At 33.8% G+C, this 15,408-nt stretch carries 12 protein-coding genes, 26 tRNA genes and 1 rRNA gene; 1 reads left to right on the forward strand and 38 read right to left on the reverse strand.

Annotated elements, in window-relative coordinates:
* Window positions 1–835: 835 nt before the first annotated feature.
* Both KA824_RS11190 and KA824_RS11195 read right to left on the reverse strand, forming a co-directional pair.
* Window positions 836–1,459, reverse strand: a complete 624-nt coding sequence (locus KA824_RS11190) for a response regulator (protein WP_181187694.1) — start codon at window positions 1,457–1,459, stop codon at window positions 836–838.
* A gap of 21 nt (window positions 1,460–1,480) precedes the next feature.
* Window positions 1,481–2,590 carry a GAF domain-containing sensor histidine kinase gene (locus KA824_RS11195; RefSeq protein ID WP_181187693.1) on the reverse strand — a complete coding sequence of 370 codons (1,110 nt, stop codon included), beginning with the start codon at window positions 2,588–2,590 and terminating at the stop codon, window positions 1,481–1,483.
* A gap of 191 nt (window positions 2,591–2,781) precedes the next feature.
* Here KA824_RS11195 and KA824_RS11200 point away from each other — a divergent pair, with 191 nt between their 5' ends.
* Window positions 2,782–3,609 (forward strand): RluA family pseudouridine synthase, encoded by an 828-nt coding sequence (locus tag KA824_RS11200; RefSeq protein ID WP_107384710.1) that lies wholly within the window; start codon window positions 2,782–2,784, stop codon window positions 3,607–3,609.
* Window positions 3,610–3,777: 168 nt separating this feature from the next.
* Here KA824_RS11200 and fumC read toward each other — a convergent pair whose 3' ends face one another.
* From fumC to rrf, 36 genes are all read right to left on the reverse strand, one after another.
* Window positions 3,778–5,163 carry a class II fumarate hydratase gene (gene fumC / locus KA824_RS11205; RefSeq protein ID WP_107384709.1) on the reverse strand — a complete coding sequence of 462 codons (1,386 nt, stop codon included), beginning with the start codon at window positions 5,161–5,163 and terminating at the stop codon, window positions 3,778–3,780.
* Window positions 5,164–5,361: 198 nt separating this feature from the next.
* Complete coding sequence (locus KA824_RS11210; RefSeq protein ID WP_181187692.1) at window positions 5,362–5,775, reverse strand: hypothetical protein; 414 nt, start codon at window positions 5,773–5,775, stop codon at window positions 5,362–5,364.
* A 292-nt stretch (window positions 5,776–6,067) separates the two neighbouring features.
* A complete protein-coding gene (locus KA824_RS11215; protein ID WP_107384707.1) occupies window positions 6,068–6,253 on the reverse strand; it encodes an SAS053 family DNA gyrase inhibitor in 186 nt (61 codons plus the stop codon).
* A 24-nt stretch (window positions 6,254–6,277) separates the two neighbouring features.
* The gene (locus KA824_RS11220) at window positions 6,278–6,877 is read right to left on the reverse strand and encodes a sugar phosphate isomerase family (RefSeq protein ID WP_107384706.1); all 600 of its coding nucleotides are present in this window, start codon (window positions 6,875–6,877) and stop codon (window positions 6,278–6,280) included.
* 179 nt (window positions 6,878–7,056) lie between these two features.
* Window positions 7,057–7,527, reverse strand: a complete 471-nt coding sequence (gene trmL, locus KA824_RS11225) for a tRNA (uridine(34)/cytosine(34)/5-carboxymethylaminomethyluridine(34)-2'-O)-methyltransferase TrmL (protein WP_107386552.1) — start codon at window positions 7,525–7,527, stop codon at window positions 7,057–7,059.
* A 5-nt stretch (window positions 7,528–7,532) separates the two neighbouring features.
* The gene (gene queG / locus KA824_RS11230) at window positions 7,533–8,660 is read right to left on the reverse strand and encodes a tRNA epoxyqueuosine(34) reductase QueG (RefSeq protein WP_107384704.1); all 1,128 of its coding nucleotides are present in this window, start codon (window positions 8,658–8,660) and stop codon (window positions 7,533–7,535) included.
* Between the two features lie 159 nt (window positions 8,661–8,819).
* Window positions 8,820–9,542 (reverse strand): amino acid ABC transporter ATP-binding protein, encoded by a 723-nt coding sequence (locus KA824_RS11235; RefSeq protein ID WP_064263717.1) that lies wholly within the window; start codon window positions 9,540–9,542, stop codon window positions 8,820–8,822.
* Window positions 9,535–10,998 carry an ABC transporter substrate-binding protein/permease gene (locus KA824_RS11240; RefSeq protein WP_064263714.1) on the reverse strand — a complete coding sequence of 488 codons (1,464 nt, stop codon included), beginning with the start codon at window positions 10,996–10,998 and terminating at the stop codon, window positions 9,535–9,537. Before KA824_RS11240 ends, KA824_RS11235 begins: the two co-directional genes overlap by 8 nt.
* Before the next feature lie 328 nt (window positions 10,999–11,326).
* The gene (locus KA824_RS11245; RefSeq protein WP_107386693.1) at window positions 11,327–12,394 is read right to left on the reverse strand and encodes a PTS sugar transporter subunit IIC; all 1,068 of its coding nucleotides are present in this window, start codon (window positions 12,392–12,394) and stop codon (window positions 11,327–11,329) included.
* Window positions 12,395–12,867: 473 nt separating this feature from the next.
* A tRNA-Leu gene (locus tag KA824_RS11250) sits at window positions 12,868–12,950 on the reverse strand.
* A gap of 41 nt (window positions 12,951–12,991) precedes the next feature.
* Window positions 12,992–13,066 (reverse strand) — tRNA-Gly (locus KA824_RS11255).
* A gap of 17 nt (window positions 13,067–13,083) precedes the next feature.
* Window positions 13,084–13,158 (reverse strand) — tRNA-Gly (locus KA824_RS11260).
* Between the two features lie 16 nt (window positions 13,159–13,174).
* A tRNA-Gly gene (locus tag KA824_RS11265) sits at window positions 13,175–13,249 on the reverse strand.
* Between the two features lie 8 nt (window positions 13,250–13,257).
* Window positions 13,258–13,331: transfer RNA gene (locus tag KA824_RS11270), tRNA-Cys, on the reverse strand.
* 7 nt (window positions 13,332–13,338) lie between these two features.
* Window positions 13,339–13,410 (reverse strand) — tRNA-Gln (locus KA824_RS11275).
* Between the two features lie 12 nt (window positions 13,411–13,422).
* Window positions 13,423–13,495, reverse strand: a tRNA-His gene (locus KA824_RS11280).
* Between the two features lie 2 nt (window positions 13,496–13,497).
* A tRNA-Trp gene (locus KA824_RS11285) sits at window positions 13,498–13,571 on the reverse strand.
* Window positions 13,572–13,582: 11 nt separating this feature from the next.
* Window positions 13,583–13,666, reverse strand: a tRNA-Tyr gene (locus tag KA824_RS11290).
* Between the two features lie 7 nt (window positions 13,667–13,673).
* Window positions 13,674–13,749 (reverse strand) — tRNA-Thr (locus KA824_RS11295).
* Window positions 13,750–13,759: 10 nt separating this feature from the next.
* Window positions 13,760–13,832 (reverse strand) — tRNA-Phe (locus KA824_RS11300).
* 15 nt (window positions 13,833–13,847) lie between these two features.
* Window positions 13,848–13,923 (reverse strand) — tRNA-Asp (locus KA824_RS11305).
* 11 nt (window positions 13,924–13,934) lie between these two features.
* Window positions 13,935–14,008, reverse strand: a tRNA-Met gene (locus KA824_RS11310).
* Window positions 14,009–14,021: 13 nt separating this feature from the next.
* A tRNA-Ser gene (locus KA824_RS11315) sits at window positions 14,022–14,114 on the reverse strand.
* 40 nt (window positions 14,115–14,154) lie between these two features.
* Window positions 14,155–14,247 (reverse strand) — tRNA-Ser (locus tag KA824_RS11320).
* A gap of 9 nt (window positions 14,248–14,256) precedes the next feature.
* Window positions 14,257–14,330: transfer RNA gene (locus KA824_RS11325), tRNA-Ile, on the reverse strand.
* A 26-nt stretch (window positions 14,331–14,356) separates the two neighbouring features.
* Window positions 14,357–14,430, reverse strand: a tRNA-Met gene (locus KA824_RS11330).
* A 29-nt stretch (window positions 14,431–14,459) separates the two neighbouring features.
* A tRNA-Ala gene (locus KA824_RS11335) sits at window positions 14,460–14,535 on the reverse strand.
* A 25-nt stretch (window positions 14,536–14,560) separates the two neighbouring features.
* Window positions 14,561–14,634, reverse strand: a tRNA-Pro gene (locus tag KA824_RS11340).
* A 26-nt stretch (window positions 14,635–14,660) separates the two neighbouring features.
* Window positions 14,661–14,734: transfer RNA gene (locus KA824_RS11345), tRNA-Arg, on the reverse strand.
* Window positions 14,735–14,746: 12 nt separating this feature from the next.
* Window positions 14,747–14,835, reverse strand: a tRNA-Leu gene (locus KA824_RS11350).
* 7 nt (window positions 14,836–14,842) lie between these two features.
* A tRNA-Gly gene (locus KA824_RS11355) sits at window positions 14,843–14,917 on the reverse strand.
* 3 nt (window positions 14,918–14,920) lie between these two features.
* A tRNA-Leu gene (locus KA824_RS11360) sits at window positions 14,921–15,002 on the reverse strand.
* Between the two features lie 13 nt (window positions 15,003–15,015).
* Window positions 15,016–15,091, reverse strand: a tRNA-Lys gene (locus tag KA824_RS11365).
* 6 nt (window positions 15,092–15,097) lie between these two features.
* Window positions 15,098–15,173 (reverse strand) — tRNA-Thr (locus KA824_RS11370).
* A gap of 8 nt (window positions 15,174–15,181) precedes the next feature.
* Window positions 15,182–15,257 (reverse strand) — tRNA-Val (locus tag KA824_RS11375).
* Window positions 15,258–15,267: 10 nt separating this feature from the next.
* Window positions 15,268–15,382: ribosomal RNA gene (gene rrf, locus KA824_RS11380) — 5S ribosomal RNA — on the reverse strand.
* Window positions 15,383–15,408 lie beyond the last annotated feature (26 nt).

The raw sequence follows: 15,408 nt of genomic DNA on the forward strand, positions 1-15,408 counted from the left end.
AAATTTTCATATTCTATTTTTTCTCGTATTCTTGTTTGCCTTTTGCCTTGCACAACTTTATATATAATATTTGTATTTAAATTATCTATATTAATTATTCCTAACTTTGAGATTGTTAATAGCCACCTTGTTTTCAATTATGATGTATACATTCAATCTTTCCTTACTTACGAAGGAACTTCTAATAACTAATTCATCTTCCATTTCAAACTTATTATAATACGTAGTAATTGCCCAAAAAGCACAAATTTATCTTCAATTACAAATACGTATTAAGGATGTTATTTATATGTAATTGCCCAAACTTTTAGTGTTTTTTCACTTTTTAATCCTACCATTTGTTGTTACGGTAACATCATCACAAATTATTTTATTTGTTTATTCATTTAAATTTTCATTTGGATAAAAATTCATTTATTGATTCCTTCTCAAGAATCCATTTACTTAATCTCATTGTTTCAAAGTGAAGTTTGTCACAACCAATGTCTTTATAATCAATTAATTTAAATCTTGTTTTTCACTTTTCACCTCCATATATCATACTTCTCTGAACAAATCTGCTTTATTTAATAACCATGTACTGTTTCGTCTACTGATTTCTCTTTATAGCATAGTAAGTTGCTAAATTCGTTTATATTAATTAGCTCTTATTTTGATATTATTTATGTGTAAAAGGTTGAAAACATCCTTACTAATGAAGCAGAATTTGTTTTACTTCAACCAGTTATTATCAAGATAGGATAGAAGATAGTATGGATAAACGCAATGCAAGGTATTTTGAAGATGAACATAAAAAAATGCTATGTAAAATAATATTTACATAACATCTAATATATTATATAAGATTATTCTGCATAGCATAAATAGCCGCTTGTGTGCGATCAGATACTTGCAATTTAGCAAATATGTGACTTACATGTGTTTTAACAGTTTTTTCTGAGACAAATAAAGTTTCCGCAATTTCTTTATTTGTTTTACCCTTTGCCATTTCTGTCAATACTTCAGATTCACGTTTAGATAGTTTGTTTGTATAGTGCGGTTTACTGCTTACAGATTCCATCACACTTTGGGCTTGTGGATGGATAACTTTTTCACCTGACAATACATTTTTAATTGTTTTAATCAACTTCTCAGGTTCAACATCTTTCATTTCATAACCATCGGCGCCTTTATCAATTGCCGAAATCACATGTTCATCATCTACATAACTGGTTAGCACTAATATTTTTACTTCGGGATATTTTCGCTTCATAATTTCAGTGATTTCTATACCATTCATATTGGGCATCACTAAATCTAATAATACAATATCGGGTAATTCATGCTCTTCCAAATAACTTAAAAATGATTTGCCATCTGAAAAGCCTTTAACAACCTCTATATCACCAACTGTTGATAATAGAAATTCTAAACCTTGTCTTACGATATGGTGATCATCTACCAAAATGATTCGATTCATCTTGACCTTCCTTTCGAAACTTTATAATGGTATTGAGATATGAATTTTTGTACCTTTGTTTGGTTCACCTTCAATTGTCAATTTACCATTTATCTGTTTAGTCCTTTGTTTCATATTATTCAAGCCATGCGAGTGATAAAGATTTGACTTATGTTTATCAAAACCTTTGCCAAAATCAGAGATTGTTACCAATAAATAATTGTCCGCTTGAACTAAATCTAATCGAACTTGAGTGGTTTCACTATGTTTTTTCGTATTATTCATTGCTTCTTGAACAATTCTATAAACATTTTCCTCGATTTGACTTGGAAGTTTAATTAAACCATCCACTTTAACAATTAACTCTAACTGTAGTAATTCACTATACTGTTTTAGTGCACTAACTAATCCTTGTTCTAAACCAACGGGTTTTAATTGCCAAATTAAAGCTCTCATTTCATTTACTGCTTGCTGGCTTGTATCTTCAATCACTTGGAATGCCTTACGAGAAACCTTTTCTTGTGTCATCCCTAATGCTGCGTGTGCTGTCAATTTAACAGAAAAAAGCATTTGGTTTACTGAATCATGTAAATCTCTAGCTAATCTATTACGTTCACTAATACGCGCAGCTTCTTTTTCTTGATCGGTTAAGAGAATCCTTTTTATTGCAGATCCGATTTGCAATGCAACAGATTCTAATAACTCTAAGTTTTCTGCACTATATCTACTTGTATAAGGTGTTGCAACATTGAGTAACCCAAATTGCTCTTCGCCAGACCTTAACGGTACAGTAGCATGGTGTGTAATACCGTCAGTTTCTTCATGATAAGCCCGATTGGCTAAATTAATTCTCGAACAATTTATAATATTTGAAGCCTTCGTTAACTTTTTATTTTGATATGCTTGAACACACCAACACGTACCCTTTCGCATATATTGACAATGATTATTTTCCAATGCTCCTGGTAAACCATTATATGATACGAGCTCATGTTGCCCCACATCATCAATGAAGAAAATCCAGCCCGTAGTAAATTCACTACCATCAATCAACGATTTTAATGCGCCTTGTAGCATACTAAATGTTTCTGTTTCTTCATTTAAAAATTCAGCAATTTCTTTTAATAATGCTAATCTTGTCGGTTTTTCCATTTAACCAGTCCATTCTTTAACAACACTATTTACATACATTATACAAGTTTGTAAAGCATTTAAAAATAGATAAATAATTCCTTTTTACTTGAATTAAAACAATGTAAAAAATTATTAAATCAATCTCTGGGTCTAATATTTTTAACAGCGTGTTTATGGTATGATAATAATTGATTAAAGAGGAGGATATTATGAAATTTCAAATCCCAGAAAATTATGATGAATTAACACTTAGAGAAATTTTCCAGCAATTACAATTACCAAAAAAAGATTTACACAATTTAAATATGTCAAAAGAGATTAAAATCAATGATATAAATGCAAAACTCACGTCACAAGTACATACAGGAGATCAAGTTTACATTCCAACACCAGAAGAAAAAAGTAATTATTTACCAAGTTATCGATATGCACAAATTTATTATGAAGACAATGATTTAGCAATTGTTATGAAGCCTAAAGGGGTTAAAACGCATCCTAATGATTTAAAAGAAAGTAATACATTAATGAATCATGTGATATATACAATCAATAGTGACTATGCAGAACCGATACATCGCTTAGATCAAGAAACTGTGGGCTTATTAATTGTTGCTAAAAATCCTTTAATGAAAAAAATCCTAGATCGTATGTTAGAAGAAAATAAAATAGACCGTATCTATAAAGCAAAGGTACATAGCTTGTTACCTATTAAACCACAAACCATTAATGCGCCTATTGGTAAAGATAAATTTCATTCGAACAAGCGCCGAGTATCTACTACAGGACAATCTGCTATTACACACATTTTGTCTTCGAATATGGTCAAAGAAAATGTATGTGAAGTCGATTTGAAATTAGACACGGGTCGAACACACCAAATACGTGTGCATTTAGCAGAAATTGGACATCCAGTTATTGGAGATCCACTATACGGTTATTCAACTTTAAGACAACTCCAATTGAATAGTTATAAAATTGAATTTATTCACCCATTAACACAAGAAAAAATATCAGTTAGTTTAGATAATGAAATTTAAAAGAGATAGGTTGAATTTTCAATTCTCTCTATAGCTTTTATCGCGCGAACAACATTGTAGTTAAAATGACTCAAAATAAATGCAAAAACGTCAATTTCTATTTCATTTTAATAGAAATTGACGTTTCGTCGTTAATCAAAGATATTGATATGCCTTAAGATTTTAAATTTATTTAGGTTCAACCATATCTTCCGGTTTAATCCACTCATTAAACTGTTCTTCAGTTAAATATCCAGATTGGATGGCAGATTCTTTTAATGTTAAACCTTCTCGATGGGCTTTTTTAGCTATGCTAGCAGCTTTTTCATACCCAATATGAGGATTTAATGCTGTTACTAACATTAGTGATTGATTTAAATAATTATCAATGTTTTCTTCAATTGGTTCAATGCCTACTGCACAATTATCGTTAAATGTTTGCATGCCATCCGCCAATAAATATATAGACTGCAATGTATTATGCAAAATCACAGGTTTATAGACATTTAATTCAAAATTCCCCTGTGAACTACCTATACCAACCACAGTGTCATTACCCATAACTTGAACTGCAACCATCGTCAACATTTCACATTGTGTTGGGTTGACTTTACCAGGCATAATAGATGAACCAGGTTCATTTTCTGGTATAGAAATTTCAGCAAGCCCAGCACGTGGTCCAGACGCTAACCATCTCACATCATTTGCAATTTTCATTAAGTCAGTAGCTAAAGCTTTGAGAGAACCATGTAATTGAACGACCTCATCATGCGCAGTTAATGCATGAAATTTATTTTCAGATGATACAAATGGATACCCAGTATTTTTTGAAATAAATTTAGCAACTTTATCACCAAATTCTGGATGAGCGTTAATACCGGTACCTACTGCAGTACCCCCGATTGCTAAATTTAAAATATGCGCTTTTGATTCACTAAGTAATGTTTCACATTTATCTAACATATAACGCCATCCGCTTATTTCTTGCCCTAAACGAATAGGTGTAGCATCTTGTAAATGAGTACGTCCGATTTTTATAATATCATTAAACTTTGCTTCTTTTTCTTTAAAAGTATCACGTAATGATTTTAATGCAGGTTCAAGTTTTACTTCAATTTCATTATATAGTGCAACATGCATCGCAGTAGGGAAAGTATCATTTGAACTTTGAGATTTATTCACATCATCATTTGGATGTATTGACTCATCGCTACCTTGTTCTTTGAGATACATATTCGCAACATAACTCACAACTTCGTTGACGTTCATATTGCTTTGTGTACCGCTTCCTGTTTGCCAAACGACTAATGGGAAGTGTTCATCCAATTCTTTGTTTAATATACGATCACATGCATGAACAATAGCATCTTTTTTTGCGTCACTTAGTTTTCCTAACTCATGATTGGCTAATGCTGCCCCTCTTTTTAATTGAGCAAATCCATAAACAACTTCAATTGGCATTTGTTCTTTTCCAACTGGAAAGTTACGTTTACTTCTTTCTGTTTGTGCACCCCAGTATTTATCTGCAGGTACTTCTATTTCACCAAATGTATCATGTTCAATTCTAACTGACATTTATAAATCTCCCCTTCAATATGTATTTAACTTTAGTATAGCATTAATTAATTTAACTGAGCAATCTCTTAATATAGCGTTTTCATTACATAAAAAATGTCTGATTAATAACAACGATTTACAAAGCTTAATTAATTAGTTGCTAGCATGAAAAAAACCAGAAACTAATTTTTAGTTCCTGGTTTATACATCTATTCATTATTCTTTTGTAATTGTTACATCGTTAAATTTCACCTTTGCTGCTTGTATAATACCTATTGCAGTTAAAACTAAAAGAATTGCTCCAATAATCATAGTCACAGGACTAACTGTGACAAGAAGCCCTAAAAACCCAGTTAAACTATTATAAAAACCTCCAAGCGGCTTAAATAACAATACTGTTATAACAATACAACATAATACACTAATAATGATCCCAGTTTGATTACTTTTTACAAATGTAGAAGCATTTACTTTATCTACCAGTCCATGTGACAAGTTGATTTGTAGTTGAATAATTTTAAATAAGATTGGCAGATATATTGCTCCAATGGCCATAGGAAAGCCTTTTATAGAAATTAAATTTACAATCACAGCACTTATCATGAGGTATTTCCAATAGTTACTTAACATATTAATGATAACTCCTTAATTCAAATAATGATTTAATAATAACATAATCAAATTTATGTTGGCATTGTTTTTTTATTATTCATATAACCATAAGCAAATAACTTGGCACATTGATTAAATAAATATAAAAAGAAGCGAGAAGGACATCAAATTTTTTAATATTTGATCATCACTTACTCGCTTCCAATTATTTATAAAAGAAATAATGATTTTGTTTGTAAGTAGTACTCATAGAATGTCATTTAGGCTTTGATAGATACTATTTAATCACTTATTAAATAAACGTAACACTTTAATTATCTAAATCAGAACGTACATTTGAATCATGTGATTTATCTAGTTTATCTTCATCATTTTCTTCAGAAATTTGTTCCATTTCTTTTCCCAATTCTACGATATCTTCAAAATCATCGACCATTTCATTTTTGGGTTCTGTTTCATGGTTAGAATACTGTTTATTAGCATTATCATTTGTCATTAGTTACACCTCACATTTTTAATTTTATGCGAAACGTGCAGTGAAATAGTGACGAACATCTTCAGGAAGGCCTTCTGCAGCAGCTTCATCCAAAATAACATTCACCATGCGGTGTGCTTTCAAATCAGATGGCTCAAATGAAGTTTTACCATTTTCTTCATATAATTTATGCACAACATCTTTTTTCTCAGAACCAGTAATCACTAAAATTACTTCTCTTGCAGAAAAGAGACCATGATTGATACTTACATTTAGTTTACCATTTGTATCTATTGACAGTATTTGTGTAATCAATTTACCTTTATTTTCTTTAGTTTTGATTTTATCACTTATAAATGATTCTGTATCTTGACCATATGAAACACTATATATTTGACTTTCTGGTACGCCTAACGCTTCAAAATAAGACTTATTGCTATCATAATCTAATATATTAATTTGACTAAAATCTACTGCATGATCATCTACATTTTTCTTTAATTCATCTAATACTGGTGCATTATCATTAGAAAGATGTATGCCTGCTATAGTAGTTGGATTATTGTTAAACTGTTTTCTTAAAATATCTGCAGCGTATTCTGCCACACTTTTTTCGTTTTCTAAAATTTTAAAGTTCATTGCCATAGTTATTACACTCCTCTTAATCTTTTAAGACGCGTTCTAGCATTATTTATAATAATACCCTTGAAGCTATCTTCATAAACTATATAATTTTAATAATCAACTAAATTTTCAAAAACTATTTTTAGCTTTATCTTCATTATACAAATGTCAAAGTCGTTTTTCATCGATTAATATATAATTTAATGTAAATTTGGAAAATTTTGTTGTCTCAACGCTTCATAAATAAGTAAAGATGCAGTATTTGATAAATTTAATGATCTTATATTATCATTCATTGGGATTCTTAATGCTGTATCTTTATATTTCTCCTTTACCCAATCAGGTAAGCCAGTAGTTTCTCTACCAAAAATAAAATAATGATTTTCATCTTCATCAGTAAAATCAAAATCAGAATAAGTTTTTTCACCAAACTTAGTTAATAAGTAATATTCACCTTCCGTACTTTCAAAAAACGATTCTATATTTTCATAATAACTAATATTTACAGAATCCCAATAATCTAATCCTGCTCTTTTCAACATCTTGTCATCTGTACTAAATCCTAATGGTTTTATTAGATGTAAATGTGTATATGTACCGGCACAGGTTCTAGCGATACTACCCGTATTTCCGGGTATCTGTGGTTGAAATAATACAATGTGGTTCGTCATGCTTTTTATTCTCTCCTCATATCTAGTCCTTTTAACATCTCATGTTGGACTTCCTCTAATTCACTGTCGTAGTGTGCTTCAATAAATGGTCTTGCTTGCTCTCCCTGAATTTGTCCAATTGCCCAATAAGCTGTAGCTCTAATCATAGGCCTTGGGTCATTTAATGCGACTTCTTGTAATTCGGGTATCGCAGTTTCCTCTTTAAAATGTGCTAACGCTAGAATTGCGTTTCTTTGAATTGGTTTTTTACCTCTCCAAGCACCTGCTAAATGACCGTAAGTATTTTTAAACTCTTTATTACTCATTTGTAATAATGGTACTAACCTTGGTTTTAATGTTTCTGGTTCTAACACAATATCATCATGCTGTGTATTAATACCACGATTTCTTGGACAAACTTGTTGACATGTATCACAGCCATAAAGTCGATTACCAATTTTATATCGATATTCATCTTGCATGTAACCTTTTGTCTGTGTTAAAAAACTAATACATTTTTGACTATTTAGTTGTCCATCACCAACTAAAGCTCCTGTTGGACAACGGTCAACACAAATTGTACAATCTCCACAACTATCAATGATTGGGTCATCAGGAGGAAAAGGAACACTAACTAACATTTCTCCTAAATAAGTCCAAGTACCGAGATCTGGATTTATGACAAATCCATTTCTACCTACATAACCTAATCCTGCGCGTTCTGCAACAGCTCGGTCTGACAACACACCCGTATCAACCATAGATTTAATTTCCACATCTGGGACTCTAGCCTCTAAATACTCAGCTAATTTATCTAAACGTTTTCTCATGATTGAATGATAATCTTGGCCCCAAGATGCCCTTGCAAACATACCTCTTCTGTCTCCACGCACGCTTCTAGGTGCACCTTTTAATTTATTGGGATAACCAACAGCAATAGCAATAATAGATCTTGCAGTAGGCAATGTTAACTTAGGTTCAGTACGCAAACCAATATCTGGTTCTTCAAATCCAGAGGCATATCCCTTTTCATGATAATCAACTAATTTTTGCTTTAATTCATCAAATGGATCAGCCGTGGTAAAACCAATACTATCAATACCAATTGAGTGAGCATAGTCTATGACATCTTGTTTCAATTGATCTACATTCATTTTTCACACCCCACCTTAAAAACATACATTCTATAGTTTAACATATTCATTATTAATAAGAGAATTCGATAATCCAATTTTCAATATTTATTAAAAAAACCAAGGTGCTATGAATGAATTACAATAATCCATTGCCAAACACCTTGGTTGATTTTATATTTATAAAACACGTGCTAAAAAGTTTCTAGTTCTATCATGTTGTGGTTGCTCAAAAATATTTTGTGGTGTACCTGATTCCACAATGACACCATCAGCCATAAACACAACTTTATCACTCACGTCTTTTGCAAAATTCATTTCGTGTGTTACAACTGCCATAGTCATACCTTCTTTGGCTAAATCTTTCATTACTTCTAAAACATCACCAACCACTTCAGGATCTAGTGCTGAGGTGGGCTCATCAAACAGAAGTACTTCTGGATTCATTGCTAAAGCTCTAGCAATAGCAACCCTTTGCTTTTGCCCACCCGATAATTGAGCAGGATATGCATTAGCCTTATCTTCTAATCCAACTTTTTTCAACAAATCCATTGCTTCCTTTTTCAAATCTCTTTGATTACCCTTTTTTAATAAACTAGGAGCCAATATGATATTGTCTATAACCTTCTTATGTGGAAATAAATTAAAATTTTGAAAAACCATACCCATCTGTTGTCTTAGTGTTTCTAATTTAGTTTTTTCATTTGTTAAACTATGATCTTTAAATATCACTTCACCACTTGAAGGGGTTTCAAGAAGGTTTATACAGCGTAAAAGTGTACTTTTACCACTACCTGAAGGACCTATTATAGCAACAACATCACCTTTATCCACCGTTAGATTTATCCCTTTTAAAACTTCATTTTTTCCAAAAGATTTATATAAATTTTTAATATTAATCACTAACTTTCAATCTCCCTTCGAAGAAATACATCACTCTTGATAAAGTAAATGTAAGTATAAAGTATAATATTGCAGCTACAATGAGCGGTGTAAATGGATCAAATGATGCTCCTTGTACAACTTGTGCATTGAACATTATTTCACTAACACCTATTACGGATACAATTGATGATTCTTTAATAACAGTAACAAACTCATTACCTAAAGCTGGTAATATGTTTTTTACAGCCTGTGGCAAAATAACTGATTTCATTGTTTGACCATATGTAAGTCCTAAACTTCTTGCAGCTTCAGTTTGTCCTTTATCAACTGCATTAATACCAGCTCTTATAATTTCAGCAATGTAAGCTGAACAGTTTATAACAAGTGCTATCATACCACATATCAAAGCTGAGATATCTAGACCTAAAACTGCTGTGGTACCAAAATAAACTAGAAATACTTGAACTAATAAAGGAGTGCCTCTTAAAAATTCAATATAAGCTGAAGAAATCCATCTCAATATTTTCACTTTACTTAATTTTAATAATGCAATAAATGCACCAAATACAGCACCTAAAACGACTCCAACTATAGAAATTAAAATCGTGTTTTTAATTCCTTTTAAGAAAAAGCTGCCATATTTCGTAAAGAAATTACCGTCATCTTTTTGCATTGCATCAGCAGCTGACGCTTTATAATCTTCCAGCAAATTTTTATTTTTAACATCTTTGATAGAGGTGTTTAATTTATCCATAAGCATGGGAGAATTTTTAGGTAAGGCAATTGCCGTTTCTTTTCTACCTTCATTAAACTTAACATCATTAGCAAAAGTTAAATCTTTATTTTGTTTTAAATATGCTTCTGCAACTGGCCCTTCAATTACCATTCCATTAACTTTTCCGCTTTTCAATGACATTATAACTTCAGGTACACGTGTTAAAGATTGAATTTGTGCATTATCGATTTCAGTTTGCGCAATTTTTTCTTGTTGTGTTTGCTTTTGTACACCTATTTTTTTATTCGCAAAATCTTCAATTGTTTTGAAACGATCTGCCTCAGACTTTTTAATAATCATTTTTTGATCGACTGTCATATAAGGGTTTGAAAAATCCACCTCTTTCAAACGTTCTGGTGTAGGTGTCATTCCAGAAATAATGATATCAATTTTACCAGTTTGTATCGCACCTAATAAACTATCAAACTGCATATTTACAATTTTTAATTTTAAATGATTATCTTTCGCAATCTTTTTTGCGATATCAATATCAATGCCTGCATACTTTGATTTACCATTAACATTATGTTCAAACTCATATGGTGCATAATCAGCTGATAAACCAACACGCAATTCACCACGCTCTTTAATTTTATGCCATTGATCTTTTTCACTAGCATTTACTTCTGGATTTATGTAAATAATTAAAGTACTTATAAGGAATGAAAAAACAGTAATCACTTTCAATATTTGTTTCATCTATTAATCCCCTTTCTATAATATTTATTATTATACATAATTACGCAAAAATATTCAATAAGAGATTTGTATATTTTTCTTAATTTTAAAAGTTCATGTTCGTATGATTACATAAAATGGTATATTTGATGTCGTCAACTGACAGCTATATTCTATATATATTAAAAAAACACCTCCATTTAATATGAAGGTGTTTTTTAGCTCGTCGTTCTGATTTCAAAATTTATATCAATTAATATGTATAATGACTGTTATAAACATGCATTATAATATTGAAAGATAGATAAAACGCTTAACTATTTATTATCTATGTGATTGTAAAACTTTGTTACTGCTTAGGAATTTCAAATTTATAAATATCATCTGTATATTTACGCATCATTTTTTTACAAATTTCATGCACAAAGAATGCTGATACAAATGGTATTATAAAATATCCAAATACTAATAAAATAATATTCATGGTCGGATCTCCATCCATTCGATTAAACGCATTGATAGGTCCAACCAAACCAGTATAACCAAAACCAGCAGACATTGGTGTACCTTTAATTCCAATAAAATAAGCTATTAAGCCACCAATCACGCCATTAATGATTAATGGTATTGCAATAATTAAATGTTTAAAATAAACAGGAATCATCATCTTAGCTGCACCAATAATCAATACTAAATTGACGCCAGCACCGTTAACTCTAATTGAACCAAATAAAAAAGTCACACAAGCTGCTACAATACCCATATTAGCTGCACCACTACCTAAACCAGATAAGCTAATTGCCGTTGCAATAGCAACTACAGATATAGGTGTAACCATCAACAAAGCATATGTGACACATATCAATATAGACATCATCAATGGATTTAACTCTGTAAATGCATTTACTACATGACCAATTCCTTTAGTGACATTTGATACATAACCTAACGTAAACAAACCTATAAATCCACTTATAACAGGAATAATAACAGGTAACAAAATCATTTCCAGTGACCCTAATTTATTTTGTAATAACAAATATAAAGAACAAGATATCATTACAACTAAAATAGTATTAATGATATCACCAATGCCATTAAGTAAAAATCCATCCGGTGTCATCTTAACAGCACCACTACCGATCATAGCAGAAACTCCTATCATCGTGGCACCAGCACCGCTAAATTTAAATTGATGCGCTGCTAAAACACCAATTATAAATGCCATAAATGATTGAATCAAAACGACTAACTGATAAATAGTTTCTAGTAATTGGTTGCCTTCTTTAAAAAACTTTAATAATTCACCTAACAATGCATTAGGTATTAATGCTATGACTACACCTGCTCCAACAGCTTGTAAAATATTACTAAAAAATGTTTTCCCTGTAACCTTGGCTGTGCTAGATTTTACCATTCTTGTATCCTCCAAATATAACATTAGACTTATAATATTATATTTTCGACTAAACTACAATATGAAGTTTAATATTAAAAACCAAGGTTTAAATATTTAACAGTATCTTATAATATATAACAGCTCACCGTTTGAATAAGAAATGATTTTTAATTGTCAGTTCACTTCTAACAAATTGACAACTTAAATTTTGCGAAAAAAGTTTAAATAACTAAAAAACTATCAATGTAATAAATGTACAACAAACTTTCCTATTATTTACAAAATCAGTAGAGTAAGTATGTATTGTTAAACTGATAATTAGATTATCAAGCAAAAATAAAATTTCTACACCCTTGCAGGCCAATAATTTTCACAATATTTTGTAGCTATTCAATGTTCAAAATATTTAAAGTCAATGGTATTTAATGAAATCCATAAAAAAAGAAACCCCATAATAATGAGGTTTCTGAGAAATACTAATTCGCTATTTATACCAGCGGTCGGGATCGAACCGACACTCCAAAAAGGAACGGGATTTTGAGTCCCGCGCGTCTGCCAATTCCGCCACGCTGGCTCAATGTTATAAACAAAAAACTTCCAATCAGGAAGTGATAATGGAGCGGAAGATAGGACTTACACCTATATCTCATTCCGGGAAGGAATGTGTTCTAAGAGTTAAACTACTCCCGCATAATATAAAAATTAAATGGAGCGGAAGATAGGACTTACACCTATATCTCATTCCGGGAAGGAATGTGTTCTAAGAGTTAAACTACTCCCGCATGATATTAAATTAAATGGAGCGGAAGATAGGGCTTGCACCTATATCTCATTCCGGGAAGGAATGTGTTCTAGAAATTGAACTACTCCCGCATAATTCATGGAGGCGGCAACCGGATTTGAACCGGTGATAAAGGTTTTGCAGACCTCTGCCTTACCACTTGGCTATGCCGCCAATAAAACTGGGCTAGCTGGATTCGAACCAGCGCGTGACGGAGTCAAAGTCCGTTGCCTTACCGCTTGGCTATAGCCCATTAATAAATAAGGGCGGCTGATGGGAATCGAACCCACGAGTGTCGGAACCACAATCCGATGCGTTAACCACTTCGCCACAACCGCCATGGCAGGGGCAGTAGGAATCGAACCCACATCGAAGGTTTTGGAGACCTTTATTCTACCTTTGAACTATGCCCCTATTAAATTAAATGGTGGAGGGGGGCAGATTCGAACTGCCGAACCCGAAGGAGCGGATTTACAGTCCGCCGCGTTTAGCCACTTCGCTACCCCTCCATGAAAATGGTGCCGGCCAGAGGACTTGAACCCCCAACCTACTGATTACAAGTCAGTTGCTCTACCAGTTGAGCTAGGCCGGCTTGTATAAAATGGTTCAAGACAGAGTCGAACTGCCGACACATGGAGCTTCAATCCATTGCTCTACCAACTGAGCTATTGAACCATAATATTAAAATAATGGCGGTCTCGACGGGAATCGAACCCGCGATCTCCTGCGTGACAGGCAGGCGTGTTAACCGCTACACTACGAGACCAAATTATGTAATTGCGGGAGGCGGATTCGAACCACCGACCTTCGGGTTATGAGCCCGACGAGCTACCGAACTGCTCCATCCCGCGATAATGATATTAATGGCGGAGGAAGAGGGATTCGAACCCCCGCGAGCCGTTAAGCTCCTGTCGGTTTTCAAGACCGATCCCTTCAGCCGAACTTGGGTATTCCTCCATAAATATATGATAATTAAATTTATTAAATTGTAATAAAATGGCGGAGGAAGAGGGATTCGAACCCCCGCGGGCCGTTAAGCCCCTGTCGGTTTTCAAGACCGATCCCTTCAGCCGGACTTGGGTATTCCTCCAAAATTATATGGACCTTGCAGGATTCGAACCTGCGACCGAACGGTTATGAGCCGTTAGCTCTGACCAACTGAGCTAAAGGTCCAGAGTATAATTTACAACTAATAATAGTGGCGGTGGAGGGAATCGAACCCACGACCTCACGGGTATGAACCGTACGCTCTAGCCAGCTGAGCTACACCGCCGTTGTAATTTAGTTTGAATCAATAATAAATGGTGGAGACTAGCGGGATCGAACCGCTGACCTCCTGCGTGCAAAGCAGGCGCTCTCCCAGCTGAGCTAAGCCCCCATTTTAAAATTTATTTTAGCAGATATCGGGAAGACAGGATTCGAACCTACGACCCCTTGGTCCCAAACCAAGTGCTCTACCAAGCTGAGCTACTTCCCGTTTTTCATAGGATGAAGCATTAATTACGCGCCCGATAGGAGTCGAACCCATAACCTCTTGATCCGTAGTCAAGCACTCTATCCAGTTGAGCTACGGGCGCTTAATTCAAAGATGGTGCCGAGGACCGGAATCGAACCGGTACGATGATCTCTCATCGCAGGATTTTAAGTCCTGTGCGTCTGCCAGTTCCGCCACCCCGGCAAAATAATGGAGCAGAAGACGGGATTCGAACCCGCGACCCCGACCTTGGCAAGGTCGTATTCTACCGCTGAACTACTTCTGCAAATGCGGGTGAAGGGAGTCGAACCCCCACGCCGTAAGGCGCTAGATCCTAAGTCTAGTGCGTCTGCCAATTCCGCCACACCCGCGATATTTGTTTAATGGTGAGCCATAGAGGATTCGAACCTCTGACCCTCTGATTAAAAGTCAGATGCTCTACCAACTGAGCTAATGGCTCTAAACATGGTGCCGGCCAGAGGACTTGAACCCCCAACCTACTGATTACAAGTCAGTTGCTCTACCAGTTGAGCTAGGCCGGCAAATTAAATGGTGGAGGATGACGGGTTCGAACCGCCGACCCTCTGCTTGTAAGGCAGATGCTCTCCCAGCTGAGCTAATCCTCCATTTATAATTGCCTGGCAACGTCCTACTCTTGCGGAACGTAAGTCCGACTACCATCGGCGCTAAGGAGCTTAACTTCTGTGTTCGGCATGGGAACAGGTGTGACCTCCTTGCTATAGTCACCAGACAATGTCATGTATAATTATTATACAT

This window comes from Staphylococcus sp. GDY8P198P (assembly GCF_017891615.1).
Taxonomy (GTDB): domain Bacteria; phylum Bacillota; class Bacilli; order Staphylococcales; family Staphylococcaceae; genus Staphylococcus; species Staphylococcus cohnii.